This window comes from Marisediminicola sp. LYQ85 (assembly GCF_046600695.1).
In the GTDB taxonomy this organism is placed as follows: Bacteria; Actinomycetota; Actinomycetes; order Actinomycetales; family Microbacteriaceae; genus Marisediminicola.
The window spans coordinates 318,118-337,571 of record NZ_JBKIWO010000002.1; the positions used below are offsets into that span (position 1 = coordinate 318,118).

At 70.5% G+C, this 19,454-nt stretch carries 18 protein-coding genes; 6 read left to right on the forward strand and 12 right to left on the reverse strand.

From position 1 onward, the window contains the following. Positions 1-46: 46 nt before the first annotated feature. From ACLHG5_RS09835 to ACLHG5_RS09845, 3 genes are read right to left on the reverse strand one after another with little or no spacing between them, the layout of a single operon-like run. On the reverse strand, positions 47-2,035 hold the full coding sequence (locus tag ACLHG5_RS09835) for a hypothetical protein (RefSeq protein WP_411318637.1): 1,989 nt from the start codon (positions 2,033-2,035) through the stop codon (positions 47-49). Then, entirely contained in the window at positions 2,032-2,583 is a 552-nt protein-coding gene (gene pyrE, locus ACLHG5_RS09840) for an orotate phosphoribosyltransferase (RefSeq protein WP_411316961.1), read from the reverse strand. Before pyrE ends, ACLHG5_RS09835 begins: the two co-directional genes overlap by 4 nt. 29 nt (positions 2,584-2,612) lie before the next feature. After that, complete coding sequence (locus ACLHG5_RS09845) at positions 2,613-3,302, reverse strand: class I SAM-dependent methyltransferase (RefSeq protein WP_411318638.1); 690 nt, start codon at positions 3,300-3,302, stop codon at positions 2,613-2,615. A gap of 48 nt (positions 3,303-3,350) precedes the next feature. Here ACLHG5_RS09845 and ACLHG5_RS09850 point away from each other — a divergent pair, with 48 nt between their 5' ends. Beyond that, positions 3,351-4,874: a dihydrolipoyl dehydrogenase family protein gene (locus tag ACLHG5_RS09850; protein ID WP_411316959.1), complete on the forward strand. Its 1,524-nt coding sequence runs from the start codon at positions 3,351-3,353 to the stop codon at positions 4,872-4,874. A gap of 139 nt (positions 4,875-5,013) precedes the next feature. Then, positions 5,014-6,495 (forward strand): hypothetical protein, encoded by a 1,482-nt coding sequence (locus ACLHG5_RS09855; protein ID WP_411318639.1) that lies wholly within the window; start codon positions 5,014-5,016, stop codon positions 6,493-6,495. A 111-nt stretch (positions 6,496-6,606) separates the two neighbouring features. Here ACLHG5_RS09855 and ACLHG5_RS09860 read toward each other — a convergent pair whose 3' ends face one another. From ACLHG5_RS09860 to ACLHG5_RS09880, 5 genes are read right to left on the reverse strand one after another with little or no spacing between them, the layout of a single operon-like run. Further along, entirely contained in the window at positions 6,607-7,668 is a 1,062-nt protein-coding gene (locus tag ACLHG5_RS09860; protein ID WP_411316957.1) for an ABC transporter ATP-binding protein, read from the reverse strand. Next, positions 7,665-8,567, reverse strand: a complete 903-nt coding sequence (locus ACLHG5_RS09865; protein WP_411316956.1) for an ABC transporter permease — start codon at positions 8,565-8,567, stop codon at positions 7,665-7,667. Before ACLHG5_RS09865 ends, ACLHG5_RS09860 begins: the two co-directional genes overlap by 4 nt. A gap of 1 nt (position 8,568) precedes the next feature. After that, a complete protein-coding gene (locus ACLHG5_RS09870) occupies positions 8,569-9,459 on the reverse strand; it encodes an ABC transporter permease (RefSeq protein ID WP_411316955.1) in 891 nt (296 codons plus the stop codon). Continuing rightward, entirely contained in the window at positions 9,456-10,376 is a 921-nt protein-coding gene (locus ACLHG5_RS09875; RefSeq protein ID WP_411318640.1) for a nucleoside hydrolase, read from the reverse strand. Before ACLHG5_RS09875 ends, ACLHG5_RS09870 begins: the two co-directional genes overlap by 4 nt. A 6-nt stretch (positions 10,377-10,382) precedes the next feature. Next, positions 10,383-11,645 carry an ABC transporter substrate-binding protein gene (locus tag ACLHG5_RS09880; protein WP_411316953.1) on the reverse strand — a complete coding sequence of 421 codons (1,263 nt, stop codon included), beginning with the start codon at positions 11,643-11,645 and terminating at the stop codon, positions 10,383-10,385. 169 nt (positions 11,646-11,814) lie between these two features. Between ACLHG5_RS09880 and ACLHG5_RS09885 the strand changes: the two genes are divergently transcribed. Then, the gene (locus ACLHG5_RS09885; protein ID WP_411318641.1) at positions 11,815-12,549 is read left to right on the forward strand and encodes a TVP38/TMEM64 family protein; all 735 of its coding nucleotides are present in this window, start codon (positions 11,815-11,817) and stop codon (positions 12,547-12,549) included. After that, positions 12,542-13,222, forward strand: a complete 681-nt coding sequence (locus ACLHG5_RS09890) for a CDP-alcohol phosphatidyltransferase family protein (protein ID WP_411316951.1) — start codon at positions 12,542-12,544, stop codon at positions 13,220-13,222. The genes ACLHG5_RS09885 and ACLHG5_RS09890 overlap by 8 nt, the downstream gene beginning before the upstream one ends. A gap of 7 nt (positions 13,223-13,229) precedes the next feature. Here ACLHG5_RS09890 and ACLHG5_RS09895 read toward each other — a convergent pair whose 3' ends face one another. After that, entirely contained in the window at positions 13,230-14,051 is an 822-nt protein-coding gene (locus tag ACLHG5_RS09895) for a hypothetical protein (protein WP_411318642.1), read from the reverse strand. Between the two features lie 703 nt (positions 14,052-14,754). Between ACLHG5_RS09895 and ACLHG5_RS09900 the strand changes: the two genes are divergently transcribed. After that, positions 14,755-15,588 carry an exodeoxyribonuclease III gene (locus ACLHG5_RS09900; RefSeq protein ID WP_411318643.1) on the forward strand — a complete coding sequence of 278 codons (834 nt, stop codon included), beginning with the start codon at positions 14,755-14,757 and terminating at the stop codon, positions 15,586-15,588. A 10-nt stretch (positions 15,589-15,598) separates the two neighbouring features. Here ACLHG5_RS09900 and ACLHG5_RS09905 read toward each other — a convergent pair whose 3' ends face one another. The 3 genes from ACLHG5_RS09905 to ACLHG5_RS09915 form a co-directional block, all read right to left on the reverse strand. Beyond that, positions 15,599-16,519: an AEC family transporter gene (locus ACLHG5_RS09905; RefSeq protein WP_411316948.1), complete on the reverse strand. Its 921-nt coding sequence runs from the start codon at positions 16,517-16,519 to the stop codon at positions 15,599-15,601. 91 nt (positions 16,520-16,610) lie between these two features. Further along, on the reverse strand, positions 16,611-16,931 hold the full coding sequence (locus tag ACLHG5_RS09910; protein ID WP_411318644.1) for an SHOCT domain-containing protein: 321 nt from the start codon (positions 16,929-16,931) through the stop codon (positions 16,611-16,613). Positions 16,932-16,995: 64 nt separating this feature from the next. Next, positions 16,996-17,646 (reverse strand): nitroreductase family protein, encoded by a 651-nt coding sequence (locus ACLHG5_RS09915; RefSeq protein ID WP_411318645.1) that lies wholly within the window; start codon positions 17,644-17,646, stop codon positions 16,996-16,998. Positions 17,647-17,967: 321 nt separating this feature from the next. Here ACLHG5_RS09915 and ACLHG5_RS09920 point away from each other — a divergent pair, with 321 nt between their 5' ends. Beyond that, positions 17,968-19,449: a DUF6421 family protein gene (locus ACLHG5_RS09920; RefSeq protein ID WP_411318646.1), complete on the forward strand. Its 1,482-nt coding sequence runs from the start codon at positions 17,968-17,970 to the stop codon at positions 19,447-19,449. The last annotated feature ends 5 nt before the right edge of the window (positions 19,450-19,454 follow it).

The following is a 19,454-nucleotide window of genomic DNA, read 5'->3' on the forward strand; positions in this document are numbered from 1 at the left end:
GTCGCCCCCGTCTGGCACCGGGGCTCGAGCGGAGTCGCGCGTCGGGCTAGCGGTTCGCGAGGATGACGCCGAGCACGACCGCGAGGGCGACCGCGGCGGTGAGCAGCACACCGAGCACGACGCGCTGAACGGTCGACATCGCGTCACGCCCCGACGACGACGCGCGCTTGGTGTCGCGTGGCGCGTCACGGGCGCGGGCATCGGACAGCCCCTCGTCGTCGGCGTCGTCACGCGGGGCGAACAGGGCGTCGATGTCGAGCGCGGGAGCAGACTCGCGCGCCGCGTCGGGTGAGGCCGCTGCACGCTCGGGCAACCACGCGAGAGCGGGAGGTCCGGGGGCCGCGCGCTCAGGTGCGCCGGAGTCCGACCCGTTTCGCCAGGAGCGGCGGGCTGCCGCATCGTCTGAGGTGATCGCGTCGGACGAGTCCGCGACGCCTGAGTCGGGATCGTGCGAATCGGCATCGGCCGAATCAGCATCGGCCGAATCAGCATCGGGCGAGTCAGCGCCGGACGACCCGGAATCGACCGAATCCCAGTCCGACATGTCGAGCGCCGCGGTCTCGGGTGCGGCGGCCGCTTCGCGCGTGGCGAGGTCGGGCGCACCCGCAACGGTCTGCGTGCTCGCCACGTCTCGCGCGGGGGGAGCGTCGGTCGCGACGGGACCGGTTCGGGCGGTCACATCGCGCAAGAGCTCGGGAGGCAGTTCGCGCGAGCCGCGGCTCGCGGCCGTGGGCTCGACGAGAGGAACGGGGTCGCTCTCGGCGGCGGGGCTGTCGCGCTCGTCAGAGAAATTGCCGCTCGGGCTCGCCTCAGGGGCCGCCGACGCCGAACTCGTCGAGTCGACCGCGGTTTCGCCGCGTTCGGCGGCCGCACGCGCTGCCGCTTCGCGAGCCGCGGCCTCTCGAGCGGCACGGCGGGGAGACGGTGCATCGAGCACCTCTTCGATGCTCACCGGTGTCACCGGAGCGGGTGCGGGTGCGGGGGCCGGTGCGGGTGCGGGTGCGGCAGCGGGTGGCGCCTCAGCAGCAGCAGCGACACCCGAGTCCTGAGCGCTCGGGGTGCTCGGGGTGCTCGGGGTGCTCGGATCACTCGCGTTGGTCGGGGCAGACGTCTCGGCCGGCGCGCGAGCGGGTGCGGGTGAGATCACGGGGGGCGGCGGGTAGAACAGTCGGGACTGCGCGGCGGCCGACACGGGGGCCGGCAGACCGGTGCCGACCGGCGTCGCCGCGGTGTCGCCCGAGTCGGCCGAACGCAGGTCTGCCTCGCGCGAGTCCGTGCTGAGCGAGTCTGCGCCGAGCACCTCGGGTTCGAGGCCGTCGGCGTCGGACGCCCGCGCCGCGTTGCGGGCGGCAGCGGCGCCCGCAACGGCGGCCGCGCGGGCGACCCGGGCTGCGGCGAGCGCCGCGGCGATCTCGGCGGTGCTCGGTGACGCAGAGTCCAGAAAAGTGGATGAAGACGCGGGGGCCGAAGCCGAGCCTGCTGCGCCGACCGCAGCCGCTCCGGCATCCTCGCCTCCGCGAGGGGGCGGCGGGGCGAACGGACTCGCGGGCAGAACCCGGGTCGCCGGGGCGACGCCGAGGTCGAGGTCGAGGTCGACGGAATCGTCGACGCCGGAGCCTTCCGATCGGTCCGCGCCGTCCGCGTCGGTCACTCCGGAAGCTTCCGGGTCGGAAGCTTCGGGGTCGGCTGCTTCCGCGTCAGCTGCTTCCTGGTCGGCAGCTTCGGCGTCAGCTGCCTCGGGGTCGGCTGCTTCGGGGTCGGCGACGACGCGCGGCCGAAGGCCCCACGTGAACCCGCTCTGGCTGGTCGATCCGTCGGACTCGTCGAACTGCTCGCTCAACCAGTCCGACGTCACGGAGTCGTCGGATGAGCCCGGGTCGTCGGAGGTGGGTGCGGTGGCGAGTGACCGCGTCGCTGCGACATCCGCGTCGGTCGAATCCGGGGCACCGACGGCGTCAGCGGTATCAGGGGCGTCGGGCGCATCGCCGCGACGGAAGATCCGCCCCCACGCTGAACGCGGGCGGTCGTCGCTCACGGCTCGAGCCCCAGATCGGCGAGGCCGATGGCGGCGAGGTAGCGGTATCCCGCGTTCTCGATGATCTCGCGCGCACCGGTGGCGCGGTCGACGACGACCGCGACGGCCGCGACGGTGGCGCCGACCTTCTCCACGGCGGCGATCGCCGCGAGGGGCGAGCCCCCCGTCGTCGACGTGTCTTCGAGCACGATGACGCGTTTGCCCGCGAGGTCGGGACCCTCGACCTGTCGCCCGCGCCCGTGGTCTTTCGGCTCCTTGCGCACGACGAACGCGTCGTAGGTGAGCCCTCGCGCAGCACCCTGGTGCAGCACTGCGGCCGCGATCGGGTCGGCACCCATCGTGAGACCACCGACGGCGTCGACATCCGGAACCTCGGCGATGAGGTCGAGCATGACCGCGCCGATGAGCGGGGCGACACGGTGGTCGAGGCTCACCTTGCGCAGGTCGACGTAGTAGGTGGCCTTCTTGCCGCTCGTGAGGGTGAAGTCACCGTGGAACACTGCCCCGGCTGAAATGTGCTCGATGAGCTCGCTGCGTACGTCGGTCACGGTTTCACTTTAGACGAGAGGGTGAGGGTTCACGGGATGACCGCGGCCCGCACCTGGATGTGGCCTCCCCGCACCGACACCGACCTCACATTTACGCCGTCGCGTTCGACCGCCTCCCACGGTCGGGCCGTGAGGTCTGCACCCCCCGTCGCCGCGGCGAGTCTCGCGAGCGGCCCGAAGACGGCGGCGCGGCCGACGGGCACCTGCATGTCGACGATCGCAGCGCTCCCGCCGGGGCGGAGTACCGCGCGCACCCGTGTCCATGCCGCCGGCCAGTCGCCGAAGATGCTCATGGCGTAGGTGGAGATCACGCCGTCGACCGGGCGATCGGGAGGCGTCGTGGCGGGATCGTCGTCTGGTCGCACCCGGGACCGGTGCGCGCCCTCGAGTGCGTGCGCCACCACATCGGGGTCGAACGCGGTCGCGTCGGCCACCGCGACCGCGACGTTGCGCCAGCCCGCGCGGTCGATGCGCGCCCGCGCCATCGCGAGCATGTCGGGGCTCGCGTCGAGCCCGATCACCGCTCCCTCGGGACCGACCGCGTCGACGAGCAGAGAAAAGTTGAGGCCCGTGCCGCACCCGAGGTCGAGCACGACGTCTCCCCGCGCGGGAGCCAGAGCGCGGATGCCCGCGACCCGCCCCGCGCGGTAGACGAACCGCTCGCCCGAGAGCACGTCGTAGAACTTCGCGCCGACCCCGTAACGCCGGAAGATGGCCATGCCCCGCCTCTCGTCCGCGCCAGCCTATGACGGTCTACGCTCGCTCCCATGAGCGACGACACGAGCGACAGCCCGAGCACGAGCGCACCCGACTCCTTCGGCGGAACCACCCTCTCGACCCTCACCCTGGCGGCCGCGGCCGAGATCGCGTGGGACCTCGTCGTCATCGGAGGGGGAACCGCAGGGCTCGTCGCGAGTCGCACGGCGGCGGGGTTCGGGGCCCGAGTGCTGCTCATCGAGCGCCACAGGCTCGGAGGCGACTGCCTGTGGACCGGTTGCGTGCCCTCCAAATCGCTCATCGTCGCGGCTCGCGCGGCGCACTCGGCGCGCACATCCGCTCGACTCGGAGTGACGACCCAGGGGGTCACGGTGGACTTCGCCGCTGTCATGCAGCGCGTGACCGACGCGATGCTCGAGGTCGCTCCCGCCGATTCGACGGAGTCGCTCGCCGCGTCGGGGGTCGACGTGCTCATCGGCGAGGCGGCGTTCACGGGCGAGCGGTCGATCAGCGTCGACGGCACGACGATCGGTTTTCGCCAGGCCCTCATCTCGACGGGCGGCTCCCCCGTGGTGCCCGACATCGACGGGATCGACGGGGTCGACGTGCTCACGAGCGAGACACTGTGGAACATCCGCGACCTGCCCGAGCGCCTCCTCGTGCTCGGGGGCGGCGCGATCGGGTGCGAGATCGGGCACGCGATGACGAGACTCGGTTCGACCGTGACGCTCGTGCACCGCGGCGAGCGCATCCTCCCGAAAGAGGAGCGTCGGGCGTCGCAGATCGTGCACGCTGCAATGACCCGCGACGGTGTCGACATCCGCACGTCTTCCGAGGTCGTGTCGTTCACGGCGTCGCCGCACGATCGCACTCGGGGCTCCGCGACCCTCGACGACGGATCGGTCGTCGAGTTCGACCGCGTCGTCGTCGCGCTCGGCCGCACCCCGAACACCGGGTCGCTGCAGTGCGCTCGAGCGATCGTGCGGCTCGACGAGAAGGGCGACGTGCGCGTCGACGCGCACTTGCGGTCGAGCAACCCGCGCGTGTGGGCGGCCGGCGATATGACCGGCTTGCCGCAGTTCACCCACACCGCCGGTGTCAACGGCAGCCTCGCCGCGACCAACGCGATCCTCGGGCTCACACGCTCGGTCGACACTGCGGCCGTACCCCGAGTGACGTTCACCGACCCCGAGGTCGCGGCCGTCGGTCTGAGCCCCACGGATGCCGACGCGAACGGCGCGCGCACGATCACGATCGACCACGCCGACCTCGATCGCGCGATCGCCGAATCGGAGACCGACGGCTACACGTCGATCGTCGTCGACGCGAAAGGACGCATCCTCGGGGCCACGATCGTGGGGCCTCGCGCCGGCGAGACCCTCGGTGAAGCGTCCGTGGCGGTCAAGAACGGGCTGTCGACGAGTTCCCTCGCCGGCGCGACGCACGCCTACCCGACCTTCAGCGACGCCCTCTGGCAAGCGAGCGTCTCCGACGTGCGCACCCGCCTCGGGCAGGGGCTCGTGTCGAAGGCCACGGGGGTGCTCGGCCGCATCCGCGCGTCGCGAGTGAAGTGATCCGCGACGAAACGCGAAGTGGCCAAACCCCCTTGTCGAGCGCTCCGAAGCATTTAGGCTGAGTTCGCGTCCGTCTGGGCCACTCAGCGGACGCAGGCCGATGGCGACCATTCGGCCGACCGACCTCACTGGAGACCGCATGTCGCTCGCGAATCGCATCCGCTCGTTCGAACTCGACACGAGGCCGATCCACCCGCACACGAAGCGGGCGCTCGCGAAGCGCTGGGCCGAACTGCCCGAGCACGTCAAGACCGACAATCAGTTGCTCGGTCGCTGCGCTGTCGGCTGCGAGGGCACCCACGGGGTGTTCCCGAAGTGCGACCTCACGTGTTCGCCGTGCTACCACTCGGCAGACGCCAACAAGGTGCGCATCGACGGCGACCACACCGTCGCCGAAGTGCACGAGCAGATGGAGTTTCTGCACCAGGTGCGCGGACCTCGTGCCCACGCCCAGCTCATCGGCGGCGAGGTCAGTCTCCTCCCCGCAGAAGACCACGCCCAGGCCCTTCTGACGATGCGCAAGTTCGGCCGCGAGCCCATGTCGATGACCCACGGCGACTTCTCCTACGACTACCTCAAAGACGTCGTGCTCGACGCCGACGGTTCACCGCGCTTCAAGAAGGTGTCGTTCGCAGCCCACTTCGACTCGCTCATGCGCGGTCGGCGGGGAGCGGTGCGGCCCCGCAGCGAAGCGGAGCTCAACCCGTTCCGCGAGAAGTTCGCCCAGATGTTCGTCGACCTCAAGCGCGAGCACGGAGTGAAGTCGTACCTCGCGCACAACATGACGGTGACGCCGTCGAACGTCGGCGAGGTCGGCTCGGTCACGCGCGACGTTCTCGAGATGCCCTTCGACATGATGTCGTTCCAGCCCGCCGCCTTCATCGGGGACGACCGGCGCTGGAAAGAGGACTTCACCGAGGTCACGATCGACGCCGTGTGGGATCAGATCGAGGAGGGTGCCGGCCACAAGATTCCGTGGAAGGCCACCCAGTTCGGTGACCCGCGATGCAACCGCTCGACCGTCGGAATGCGCGTGGACGGGCGATTCGCCGTGCTGCTCGACGCCGACGACCCCCGCGACATCGCCGCGCGCGACCGCTTTCTCGACCACTTCGGCGGGATGATCTTCGGTGACATCCCGACGCACATCCTCACGATCAAGATCATCAGGGCGATCGCCGGTCACCCCGGAGACATCCCGCCCCTCATCGGGCTCGCCCGTCGTGTCGTCAAGCGCGCCGGCGGGGTCGGCCGCATGCTGCGAGCCGCTCGCAAGGGCAAGCTCGGCTTCAAGACCTTCGTGGTGCACAACTTCATGGACGCGGATGTCGTCGCCCCCGCGTGGAAGCTCATGGAGGAGGGCGTCACGAGTGACGACCCGAAGATCCGCGAGACCCAGGAGCGCCTCGGCTCGTGCATGTACGCCATGAGCCACCCCGAAGACGGGCGCCTCGTGCCCGCGTGCACGCAGCACTCGGTGCTCGACCCGATCGAGAACATCGGGCTGCGCAAGCTCCTGCCGCTCATCGGACGCTCGGGCGACCAGGCCGAGCCCGCGATCGTGTCGCGCCCCGACGGCTTGAGCCCCGTGCGCAAGACCGGACGGCACGTCGACGCGTAGGGACGACGCCTAGGGGCGTCGCCTAGGGACGGCGCGCAGGTCCGCGCGTCGGTCGGCCTCTCGTAGGTCGGCGCGCTCTTGTGCGCTCAGCGACCGGTGCCCGAGCTCGCCCTACCGCCCGGCGGGCACGACCGAGACGGCGGCACGCGGCAACCGCACGGTGACCGAAGACCCGACCGCGACGCCCTGCCCGGGAGGAAGCTCGGCCCCCAGCCGCACCTCGCCGGCGGGGCCGAACGCGATCGTGAGGATGCGCCGCGGGCCCAGGTGCCGGATGTCGGCGACCGTGCCCTCGACTTCGTCGCCGCCGACCGCGCCGTCGCTCGACCGCACCCCGAGTGCCTCCTGACGCACGACGAGCACACCCGGGCCGTCGTCGACCGCGTCGCCGAGCTCGACGGCGCCCAGTGCGCTGTGGTGCACTCCCCCGCGCACCTCGCCCGCAACCTCGTTCGCACCGCCCATGAGTCGCGCCACGCGAACCGACGCGGGCCGGTTGTAGATGCGGTCGACGGTGTCGTGCTGCAGCAACTCGCCCTCGTGCAGGATCGCGATCTGGTCGGCGACCGCCGACGCCTCGTCGCGGTCGTGGGTCACGAGAACGATGGTGGGGGCGAGCGCCTCCCTGATGTCTCCGATGAGCACGTGCATGTCTTCGCGCAGCGCGGGGTCGAGCGCGCTGAACGGTTCGTCGAGCAGAAGCACGTCGGGTTTCGCCGCGAGCGCTCGGGCGATCGCGACCCTCTGCTCCTGACCGCCCGAGAGCGCCGTGATCGGCCTCTTGCCGTAGCCCCCGAGCTGGACCATCTCGAGATACCGCTCGGCGTTCGATCGTGCCGTCGCTCGCGGAACACCCGCGACCCGGTCTGCGAAAGCGACGTTGTCGAGAACGCTCAAGTGAGGGAAGAGGAGGGGGCGTTGGAAGACCATGCCCATTCCCCGGCGCTCGGGGGCGAGGCCCGCGACATCCTTTCCGTCGACGAGCACTTGACCGTCGCTCACGTGATCGAGGCCGGCCATCACGCGCAGGATGGTGCTCTTGCCCGAGCCGCTCGGCCCGAGGATGGCGGTGCACGACGACGCCGCGACCGTGAGCGTCACGCCGTCGAGGGCGGGAGCGTGGGCGTCGGAGAACGACTTCGAGACGCAGTCGAGGGTGAGGTGAGCGCTCAACGCGGCTCCTCCGTTCGGTCGGTGCCCGCGGGCCGGCGGCCGGCGAGGCCGGTGAGCACGAGCAGTGCGAGCGGCGGCAGAACCGCGGCGAGAGACAGGATGGCGGTGTTGGAGTCGTTGCCGATGCCCGACGCGGTCGAGGCGATCACGAGCGGCAGCGACACGACGGTGCCGCCGCCGATGATGACGGTGACGATGTAGTCGCTCCACCCGACGAGGAACGCGAGGAACGCGGCGCGCGCGAGCGCGGGGGCCACGAGCGGGATGTGCACGCGCCACAGCACCTGGAACGGCGAGGCGCCGAGTGTGCGCGCCTCCTCCTCGTAGTGGATGTCGTGGGCGGCGTAGGCGACCCGCATCGCGAAGGTCGTGTACGGCAGCGAGACGACCACGAGCACGAGCACGAGCCCGACGAGGGGCGGGATGTAGGCACGCAAGAGGATGACATTGAGGCCCATGACCGCGGCGAACGCGGGCAGCGCGATCGGCGCGAGGAGGATGACGCTCACCGCGCGCGGCCACCGCACGCGACCGAGGGTGAGCGCTCGAGCGGCCATCGCGCCGATCGGTGTCGCGATCGCCGCGACGAGGAGCCCGAGCATGAGGGAGCGGCCGAACGCGGGCACCGCGCCCTGGGCGAGCGCCGTCTCGAGCCCGCGCGTGCCCCAATCGGTGGGGAAGACGGCGGGAAACGACCAGCGGTCGGCGAAGGCCCACAGCACGAGAGGCGCGAACGGGAGCACGAACCACACGGTTAGGAGCACCGCGCCCGAGATGCGCGCGACACGACCGGCACCGCGCGAGACCGTGAGTCTCGTGCCGGGGTCGCCGGGGAGCCTAAGGGTGCCGCGGGGGCGGTCGGGGACATCCGCCGTGAGGGAGCGAGTGGAGAGCGTCATGTCAGCGCCACACCGCCGTTCGACGGAGGGCGAAGAACGCGAGAGCCACGACCACGAGCGAGATGAGGGTCGTGACGACGGCGACGGCGGCCGCCTCGGGGCGGGACGCGAGCGAGATGGACCCGAAGAGGCGGAGCGCCATCACGGGCAGAGGCTCGGGGTAGGTGCGCCCGAGTAGCCACGCGACCTCGTAGGAGCCGAGGGTGAAGACGAAGGTGATCGTGCACGAGATCACGAGGGCCGGCATAGCGAGGGGCACCATGACGAAGCGCAGACGCTTGGCGCGACTCGCGCCGAGGAGCGCGGCCGTCTCGTCGTATCGGGCCACGCGTGTCGCGAGCGTGCCGGCGACGACGAGGGCGACGAACGCCGACTCCTTCCACGCGTACTCGGCGATCACGGCGACCCACCACGGTCCGCCGACGAGGCGGGGCCACGCGTCGGACGGGATGCCGAGCAGGCGCGGCAGAAACCCGGAGTCGGCGAGCAGCAGGCCGATCGCGGCGGCGCCGACGAGGTGCGGCACCGTGACCGACGAGGCGCTGATGAGGGCGATGAGCCGGCCGCCGAAACGCCCGGAGACGATCACGAGGGCGGCCGCGAACCCGACGACCGCCGAGATGAGGGTCGACGCCGCGGCGATACCGAGAGAGACCCCGATCGCGGTCGGAAGGGCCGACGCCTGCGCGGTGTAGGCATCCAACCCGAACGTGATCGGCCCGATGAGCGGCATGAGACCGAGGCTCTGGATGATCGCGGCCCCCGTTCCTCCGACGACCACGAAAAGCGCGGGGATGAGGGCCGGCATCACCATGAGGGTGCCGACGACGCGGGACTTCGCGCCCGCGGCCCGAGCGGCGTCGGAGCGGGTGGGCAGCGGAGCGAGGCTCATGCGTTCGCGGGCCCGACGACCGGGGAGCGCCCCGTCGCGAACGACTCGAGCACGGTCCAGAGGTCGTCGATGATGGCGCGCTCGTCGACGTCGACGCACACGTCCGCCGATCGTGCCGGTCGGGAGTAATCGGGGGCGCCGGCCGCATCGAGGGTCGGCAGGTCGCGGTGCTCGAGGGTGACCCACGCGGGGTTGCGCAGAATCGCGACGTTGACGACATCCCACAGGATCTTGTGGCGCTGCGCCTCCTCGCTGCCGAGCCACCACGAGCTGCGGGAGGCGGAGTACTCCTCGATAATCGTCGCGAGGAACTCGCTCAGCTCGCCCCCGAGGTCACGCAATTGCGCGGAGTAGTCGCGCCAGGGCACCGCGACGCGCGCGATGGCGGGCCAGCCCGGCAGGAGCGTGAGCCGGATGTCGCTCGAGTAGAGCGCTCTCCAGGCGGCGATGTCGGCGCGCGCGTTGAGTTCGCCGAGCCGGAAGCGGTTCCAGGTGGCCTCGTCGGGAAAGGCACCGGCCCACACGACGTGAACGCGCTCGACGAGATCCGGTCGCTGCAGAACGAGCGACGCGACATCGGTGATCGGGCCGGTCGCGAGGAGGGTCAGCGGAGCGATCTGCGCGTGCTCGACGATGAAGTCGAGCCCGGCGCTGCCGACGGGCGTCGACGGCGTCTCCATCGGGGCGCGGGCACCGGGCAGGCACGGCAGATCGGGCCGACCGCACAGGTCGGCCACGAGCCGCGCCTCCTCGGTGTAGACGTCGACGGATGCCACACCCGACGCGGTCGTGTTCTGCACCGAGACGACGCCGAGCACGTCGAGCTCGGGGCTTCCGAGCGCATAGGCGATAGCGAGCTGATCGTCGATCTCGTTCTTCGTGTCGCAGTCGAGGATGACCCTCATGGCGTCCGACACCTCGAGCTACTCGGCGCCCAGGACGCTCGAGCGCCAGCCCTCTTCGATCTCGGGCACCCAGCCCGCCGACAGCTCGGGGTTGGCGTTCTCCGAGAGCACCTCGAACGACGGCACGACGGGCGACTCGGGGAGCGCGTCGAACAGAGCCTGCTCGTCGGCGGTGAGCGAGTCGTAGTCGAGCACGGTGAACGGCCCCCACACGTCGGGGTCGGCCTTCTGCACCTGCTGGTCGACCGAGAGCGCCACGTTCGCGACGACCATGGCGCCGGCCGCCGACTCCGCGTTCGACGGGATGCCGAGGAAGCTCACGTTGCCGACGGTGCCCTCGTCGAGGGTCAGGATGCGCGTTCCCTCGGGGTAGGTTCCGTCTTCGACGAGCTCCGTGAGCGTCGACGGTCCGTAGGTCATCGTCATGTCGATCTGGCCGTCGGCGTAGAGCTGGTTGAGCTCGTCGGCCGTGGTCGGATAGGTGTCGCCCTCGCGCCACAGCGACGGCGCGAGCTCGGTCAGCCGCTCGTAGAGCGCCGGAGTCAACTCGTCGTATGCGGCCTGGTCGAACTCGAGCGGCACGTTCTCATAGCCACCCGAGACGCTGTAGAGCACCTCGCGAGTGAACACCGATCCCGTGAAGTCCGGCGGTGCCGGGTAGGTGAAACGGCCGGGGTTCTCCTCGGCCCACTCGAGCACCCCCTCGAGGGTCGAGGGCGGGTCGTCGATGACGTCGGAGTTGTAGACGAGGCTGAACTGCGCCTTCGACCACGGCGCCTCGCACCCGTCGACCGGTGTGCCGAAATCGCTCGTGAGCAGCGGGTCGTCGGGGTCGGTGCGCTCCATGTTGGGCAGCATGCTCGTCCAGTCGCACAACCACGCCCCCGCCTCCTTGCCGGTGCCGAAGTTCTCGCCGTTGACCCAGATGAGGTCGACGGAGCCGTCGTCGTCGCGACCGGCCTGCAGTTCGGAGAGCACGCGGTTGAGGGCATCCGCGGTGTCGGTGACGGGCACGCGCTCGAGGGTGACCCCCTCGTCCGCGACGGCGGGAGCGAGCACGTCGTCGATGTAGGCGTTGGCCCGGTCGTCGCCGCCGAACATCCACAGCGAGACCGTCTGACCGTCGGCCGCCTCGACGACCTCGTCCCAGTTCTCGAACGCCGACGTCGCGCCGTCGGGCGACGGCGCCGCACACCCCGCGACCGTTGTGGCGAAGAGCGCTGCGGCGACCCCGGCTAGAGCGATTCTTCGTGTTCGCGGTGATCGACGGAAGATGGTCACGGGCAACTCCTCGGTGAGGTGTCATCGACGAGGTCGATGAGCAGGGACGTGAGTGGGCGGTGCGGTCGACAGGTCACAAGTGGTGCAAGACTTCTGACCCTAGATCACTCTGTCCACCCCCACGGTCTGTGCCGCGCGATGTACGAAAAACGAAAGAGGGCCGACGCCGATGGATGCGGAAAAGACGGGCGCACGTCGCCGGGCGCTCATCAAGCTCGTCATCCTCCTGGTCTTCGTAGCCATCGCCGTGGTGGTTGGGATCATCATCGACATCCCTCCCGTCGACGTCATCCGTGACACGGCAGCGCAGGCCGGAGCGTTCGGGATCGTGCTCTTCGTGCTCGCCTACGGGGTCGTGACACTCACGCCCATCCCCAAGAACCTCGTGGGCATCGCGGCGGGCGTGATCTGGGGGTTCGGCCTCGGGTCACTCGCCGTATACCTCGGCGCGCTCGTCGGCGCCGCGGCCGGATTCGTCATCGGCCGGGCTCTCGGCAGGGACGCCGTCGAGCGGTTCACGGGCTCGCGCGTCGCGCGCGTCGACGCGGTGCTGCGCGAGCGCGGGCTCGGCGCCATGATCGGCGTGCGACTCATCCCCGTGCTCCCCTTCACCGTCATCAACTACAGCGCGGGGCTCACCGGGGTCAGCCGGCGCAACTACGCGATCGGTACGGCCGTGGGGATCATCCCCGGCACCCTCGCCTACGTGGCGCTCGGAGCGTTCGGCCTCGAGATGGGGTGGCAGCTCTACCTGACCCTCGGCATCCTCGGCGTGCTCACGATCGTGGGGGCCCTCTTCGGCGTGCGGGCGCGAAAGAAAGCCCACGAAGACGACGATGCGCCCGCCGGCGGCGCCCGCGTCGCCGACACCTCCGCAGATGGCGTCACCTCAGCGGATGCTTGACGCTCCCGTTCGGCGCGTGCTCGACCCTGTGCTCGCCGGGGTTGCTGCCGCGATCGACCGTCCCGGCATCACCCCCGATCGGCTGACCGTCGCGGGACTCGTGCTCGGACTCGGGAGCGCGGGCGCGGCTGCCGCCGGTCTGTGGCCGCTCGCCCTCGTGCTGTGGCTCGTCTCCCGCGTCGCGGACGGACTCGACGGCACGCTCGCCCGCCGCCGGCGAGCGACGATCGCGGCGACATCCGCCGGCGTCGTGGGTTCGGAGTCGGGGCCGGGGTCGGCGACGGTCGGGCGCGCGAGCGAAGCTGGCGGTTTTCTCGACATCGTCGCCGACTTCGTGGTCTACGGCGCGACCGTCGTCGGAGTCGCCGTCGGCGTGACCACCGCGTTCGACGCCCCGTGGTGGCCGTTTCTGCTCGTGCTCTTCGCCTACTACGTCAACGGCACCGCTTTTCTCGCGTTCTCGTCGATCGCGGAACGCACGGGGCGCACCCTCGACGACGGCCGCTCACTGTCGTTCCTCGGGCGAATCGCCGAAGGCACCGAGACGATCGTCGTGCACAGCGCGTGGCTCATCCTGCCTTTCGTCGCGTGGCAGATCGCCGCGGTGTGGGCGCTCTTCGTCGTCGCGAGTGCCGTGCAGCGCATCGTGAGCGGCTACCGCCGGTTGCGGTGAGCGCGGCCTAGGGGCGCAAGAGATCCACGATCGGGTCGAGGAGACCGCCGAGCAGGCCGCCGCCCTGACCGCCGCCACCCGGGGTCGAATCCTCCGGGTCGGGTGCCGGCGAGACAGGCGACTCCCCCGCGGGAGGGTCGGTCGGAAGCGACGGAGTGGTCGGGGTGCTCGGTGTGGTCGGGGTGCTCGGCGTGTCCGGTGTCGAGGGTGGTGTCGGCACCGCCGGCACGGTCGGTGTGGAGGGAACGCTCGGCGACGCCGGCCGCACGGGTGGCACCGGGTTCGACTGCGGCGGCCGCGAGGGTGCGGGCCGAGACGGTGTCGCGCGCGGCGGGGTCGGTGTTCTCGTGGCGTTCGGCCTGCGATCGGCACTCGACGACGGGGGCGACGATGCCGAGGGCTGCGAGCCCGGCTGCATGCCCGGGAAGAATCGTGCGGCACGCTGCTCGAACGCGTCGAGCGACCCCGATCTCTGCCAGGAATCGGTGCCGGAACCCGAACCGTGTGCCGCGTCCCCCGCGGAGGGCGCATCGGAGCGCCCATCGGAGTCGAGCCGGTCCTGCGCGTCGCCGTCGCCCGGCCCGGTGCCACCCCGACCCGAGCGGTTCTCGCCCGCGGCGTTCTCACCGACGCCCTGTCGGGTGCCGTCACCCGTCGACCCGGAGCGCGACGGGTCGAGGGTCGACGACGAACTCGAGGCACCCGAGGGGTCGGGTTGCATCTCGACGGCGCGACCGGAGAAACCACCACTCACCCCCGCGATCACGACTGCGGCGAGCGCACCCCCGGCGAGGATCGCGACGGCGAGACGCTCTCGCGTCGCCGTCATGAGCACTCCCCTCGCAGGCGGCGGAGGTGTGAGGGGCACGGGCGCGTTCGCGACGGGAACCGCGGGCCGATGGGCGACACGCGGCGGTGCCGCGGTGCGGTCGGCGCGAGGGGGGACCGGCGAGGGCTCAACAGGGTCGGAGAAAAGCGCTGCCACCGCGTCGACATCCGTGAGGGCTTCCCCCGTCGATTCCGGACCGGAGGGCGACTCTGATTCCAGCCCCGAGTCGGCGCCCGACACCGGAGGCGAAACAGCCTCCGAGTCCGCGGCCGAGCCCGCGGCAGCCAGTGGTGTGGCGGCGCGCGGACGGGGTCGCGAAGCCCGCTCCGGCTGCGGCGGAGCGCTCGGGATCGCAGGCGACGACCCGTCGGAACGCGGCGCGGGGCGAGGCGCGGGGCGCGACGTCTGGCGGGGGGTGCGGGCGCGCGGCACAGCGCCGCCGGACGTGGCGCCACCCGACGGTGCGGGCGCGCGCTTGGCGGGCGGGGGTGCGAGCGGCCGGGTCACTCGAGTCGGGGCCTCGTCGCGTGGCGCGGCATCCGTACTCTCGCTCTTCGTCGTCGTCGACGGCGTGTCTGGCTGCTCCGCACGAGATTCGGGTTCGTTGCGGACCATACCTCGACGGTACGTCGCCGTGACCCTCGAACGGGGGTGACTGGAGGGCGAAAAGGCTGGCAGTCCTCCGCCGCGATAGCGTGGGACCATGCGTGTCGCCACCTGGAATGTCAACTCGATCCGCACGAGAGCGGCCAGGGTCGTCGATTGGCTCGTGCGCGAAGACGTCGACGTTCTCGGCATGCAAGAGATCAAGTGCAAAGAGAGCCAGTTTCCGTTCGAGGTCTTCGAGGAGGCGGGCTACGACGTCGTTCTGCACGGACTCAACCAGTGGAACGGCGTCGCGTTCGCGAGTCGACTGCCGATGGATGACGTGCAGCGCGGTTTCGCGAACGCCCCGGGGTTCGGCAAGCCCGACGACACGGGCGCACTACCCGTCGAGGCTCGAGCGATCGCCGCGACCGTCGACGGGGTGCGTTTGTGGAGCCTCTACGTGCCCAACGGTCGAGAACTCGACAACCCCCACTACGCCTACAAACTCGAGTGGCTCAAGACGCTCAACGACGAGACCACGGCGTGGCTCGCCGCCCACCCCGATGCTCCGCTGGCCCTCATGGGCGACTTCAACATCGCCCCGTTCGACCACGACGTCTGGGACAGGTCGGTGTTCGAGGGGCGCACCCACGTGAGCGAGCCCGAGCGCGACGCCTTCCGCGCGTTCGAAGCCTCGGGGCTCATCGACGCTCTGCGCTCGCGCGGCATCGAGGGATACACCTACTGGGACTATCAGCAGCTGCGGTTCCCCCGCAACGAGGGCATGCGCATCGACTTCATCCTCGGCTCGACAGCGTTCGACGAGCTCGTGACGTCGGCCCACATCGACCGCGAGGAACGCAAGGGCGACGGGCCGAGCGACCACGTTCCCGTCGTCGTCGATCTCGCCCTCGAGGGTGACGACGACGATCGCCCGATGATCTTCTAGCGCCGCACACTCAACTCAGCAACGCCGCCACGACGAGCAGAACCGGTAGCGACCCGACCGTCGTGATGAGCACGATGTCGCGCGCGATGATCTCGCCGCGCTCATACCGCTGCGCGTAGTTGAAGACGTTCTGAGCGCTCGGCAGCGACGCCATCACGACGACGGCGAAGAGCGCCTGGCCTTCGAGCCCGAACACGAAGTGGCCGAACACCCACGCGAGCACGGGCATCACGAGGAGCTTGATCGCCGACGCGAAGAGGATGTCGCGACGCCCCGACCCGGCGACGAGCAACCGCTGCCCGCTGAGCGACATGCCGAACGCGATGAGCACCACGGGAACGGCCGCGGCACCCACGAGGCGGAACGGCTCCATGACGGGTTCCGGGATCTCGAGCTCGAACACCGAGACGAGGGCACCGAGAGCCGAACCGATGATGATCGGGTTGCGGAACGGTTGCGAGAGCACGCGCCCGACAGAGGTGCGTCCGCTCGTGGCGAGGTCGAGCATCGTGAGCACGATCGGGGTGAACACGATGAGCTGCACGAGGATCACCGGCGCGGCGAACGCGGGGTCGCCGATGACGTAGACGGCCACGGGGATGCCGATGTTGTTCGAGTTGACCCACCCCGCACCCGCGGTGGCGATGAGACCCTCCGGCAGGGGGCGTCGCCAGACGGCGAACGCGACGATCGCATAGATCGCGAACGAGGCGACGGCCGCGACGATCGACACGACGAGCAGGGAGGAGAAGAGCACCGAGACCTCGGCGTCGGCGAGCACGGTGAAGAGCAGAAACGGCGAGAGCACGAAGAAGACGATGCGGCCGAGCACGAAACCGGCGTGCTCGCCGAGCACCCCGCTGCGACCGACGACATACCCGAGGGCGATGACCGAGCCGATGATCGCGAACCCGACCAGAACTCCGCCCATCCGTCCAGTCTGCTCTACGCAGAGGACGCCATCGACCGGAGGGCGGTCGGCTCCGGCGAGCGGCGGTCAGCCGAGGTCGGCGTGAGTCGACTCAGATGCTGTCGAGGATGCGTCGTCGCGCTTCGGCGTATTCGTCTGCCGTGATGGTGCGTGCGACAAGGAGCTGCTCGAGGTCGGCGAGGCGCGACTCGACGCTCTCATCCGGCGCGAGAGCCTTGCTCTCCATGGCCCTCACGGCGAGGTCGCTGTCGAGGGTCAGCGGGTCGTGACCGGCGTCACGCACCTTCTTCGCAGCCCGCACCCGGGAGACGATGACGAACACGAAGACGAGCACGATGAACGCGGCGATGACCGAGAACACGTAGGGGAACACTGCGGAGAGTCCCGCATCACCGAAAACACTGGACGCCATGGCGCACCTCCTGAGCGGCCCAGTCTGTCACGCGTTCCGGTTGCGGACCCTGGCTCTCGGCGACCTAGATGTCGGCGATCTCGCTGTCGGCGATGAGGATGTCGGCGAGCGCGAGTCTCGTGCGCGGTGCACCCTCGCGCGCTCGCGCACGCTCGGGCAGCGCGTCGGGGGATCCGAGCGAACCGACCGCGATCACCGTGAGCGGCTCGAAGCGGTCGTCGAGCGAGAACGCGGCGCGGACGCGGGAGCGATCGAATCCGCCGATCTGGTGAACGTGCACACCGTCGGAGTGCGCTTGCACCGTGAAGTGGGCCACAGCCTGGCCGACGTCGTAATGCGACCAGACGGCGGGCTGCCCCGCAGCGTCGAGAGTGTCGGCCACCGCGACGACGAGGGCACCCGCGGCACCCGCCCACTCGGCGTTGAAACCGACGAGCGTCTGCATCACCGCGCCGAAAGCCTCGGTGCCGCGGCGCGCGACGATGAACCGCCAGGGCTGCGAGTTGCCGGCGGACGGCGCCCAGCGTGCCGCTTCGAGCGCGGCGGTGAGGGTCTGCTCGTCGATCTCGACGGTGCTGTCGAACGCGCGCGGGCTCCAGCGCTCGGCGAGAACGGGATGCAGGGGCGTGCTCGTCTCCGCGGATCGGGATGCGGCGGGGGTCGCCGCCGTGGGGTCGGCCGATCCGTGCTGTCGAAGCCGGGCGAGAGAGCTCACGGGTGACGTCCTTTCCGAGCGTTCACCGGCGGCGGACGCACGACCGGTGCGGCCACGCTGCCACCGTCGAGCAACCGCGACGTCGCCGCAGACATTCCCGCGACGCGTGACGCTCGGGCGGTCGCGAGCGCACGGGTTTCGCGGCGACAGCCCCCCGACGCGGGAAATCCGCGTGAGCGACAACTTTTCGGCTGACGGGCGTCGTTAGGCTCGCGATGAGCGCACCCTTCGCGCTCGCGGCACCCACGGCACGGTTCTCGCTCGCCGCGCGCACCGCACCACACGCATCACCCGCACCACACGACGAACGGAGGTCGACCCATGTCACAGCTCACGAACCCCGTGCAGCCCACCATCATCGGGGAACCCGAGGTCGTCGAAGACGCAGCAACCGCCGCAACCGCCACCGACCACGCCGCAAGCGCAACCACGGCCACCGCGGGCACGGCCACCGCCGGCACGGGCACCACGGGCACCGACCTCGCCGCGCACCCCGCGTGGCTCGACCTCAAGGCGGCGGCGACCGCCCTGCAGCAGCACCAGTCGAAAGACGGCAGCGTCGCGGATGCCGCCGACCACGGTGATGCGCGAGCCCGGGTCGATACGATCCGCGCGAGCATCCGCGCTCTCGCCCCGCTCTTCGCGCACGACGCCGACTATCTCGAGGCGCTCGACCGCGATTTCGCGCGGTGGGCCACCGCGGGCTTCGGTGTTCCCGACTTTCTCGACTCGCTCGTCGCCTTCCAACCGCAACGCGCTCGGCAGAACGGGGTGCGGCACCTCGTCGTCTTTCCGATGGTCACCCAGAACGGCTCGCCCGACCGCCTCGTCGAGGCGGTTATCGTCGAGGTGATCTGGCCGCAGTTCGTCGCCGACCTCGAGGCCGGCGCCTACTCGAACGCCCTCTTCGTGCCCATCCGCTTTCTCGATTTCACGCCCGGCTACGACACCAACTCGGCGGTGCTGTTTCCGGAGACCGTCGCGATGCGCGAGATCCCGGCTTTCACGTGGGGGGCGATCTTCGCCGACCGCGAGGCGGCGCGCTTTCGGCGGGTGGTGCGGGAGGCGGCATCCGTCACGCGCCTCGATCTGCCCGTCGACGCCGCGGCGCTTCTCGACGACCAGCGACTCGCCGAAGAGACGTTCGTGCTGTGGGACCTCATCCACGACCGCACCCACATGCGCGGCGACCTGCCGTTCGATCCGTTCATGATCAAGCAGCGGATGCCGTTCTTCCTCTACTCGCTCGAAGAGCTGCGGTGCGACCTCACCGCCTACCGCGAGGCGGTGCGTCTGGCCCGTGACGAGCAGACCGATGCCGTGACGCGCGAACGCGCGACGCTCGTGCAGTACGCCGTGCTCTTCGATCGCGTCTTCCGGTTCGCCCTCACCGGGTCGCGCGTGCGCAACTACGACGGTCTCGGCGGACAACTGCTCTTCGCCTGGCTGCACCAGCATCGGGTGCTGCACTGGACCGACACGCGTCTCACGATCGACTGGGACGACGTGCCCGACGTCGTGATGGCCCTCGGCGCGCAGATCGACGAGCTCTACTGGCGGTCGATCGATCGGCCGAAGGTCGCGCACTGGCTCGCCGCCTATGCGCTCGTGTCGTCGACGGTCACGCCGCACCCGGCATCGCGCTGGGCGACGGGCGACCTGCCCCTCGACGGTCCGCCCAAGCTCCTGACCGATGCCGTGATGGACGACGAGTTTCCGCTCTCGATGTTCTACGAGGCCCTCGCGAAGAAGCTCGCGCCCGTGATCGAGTCGACGGAGGGGATCACGGGGGCGACGGGGTGACGGCG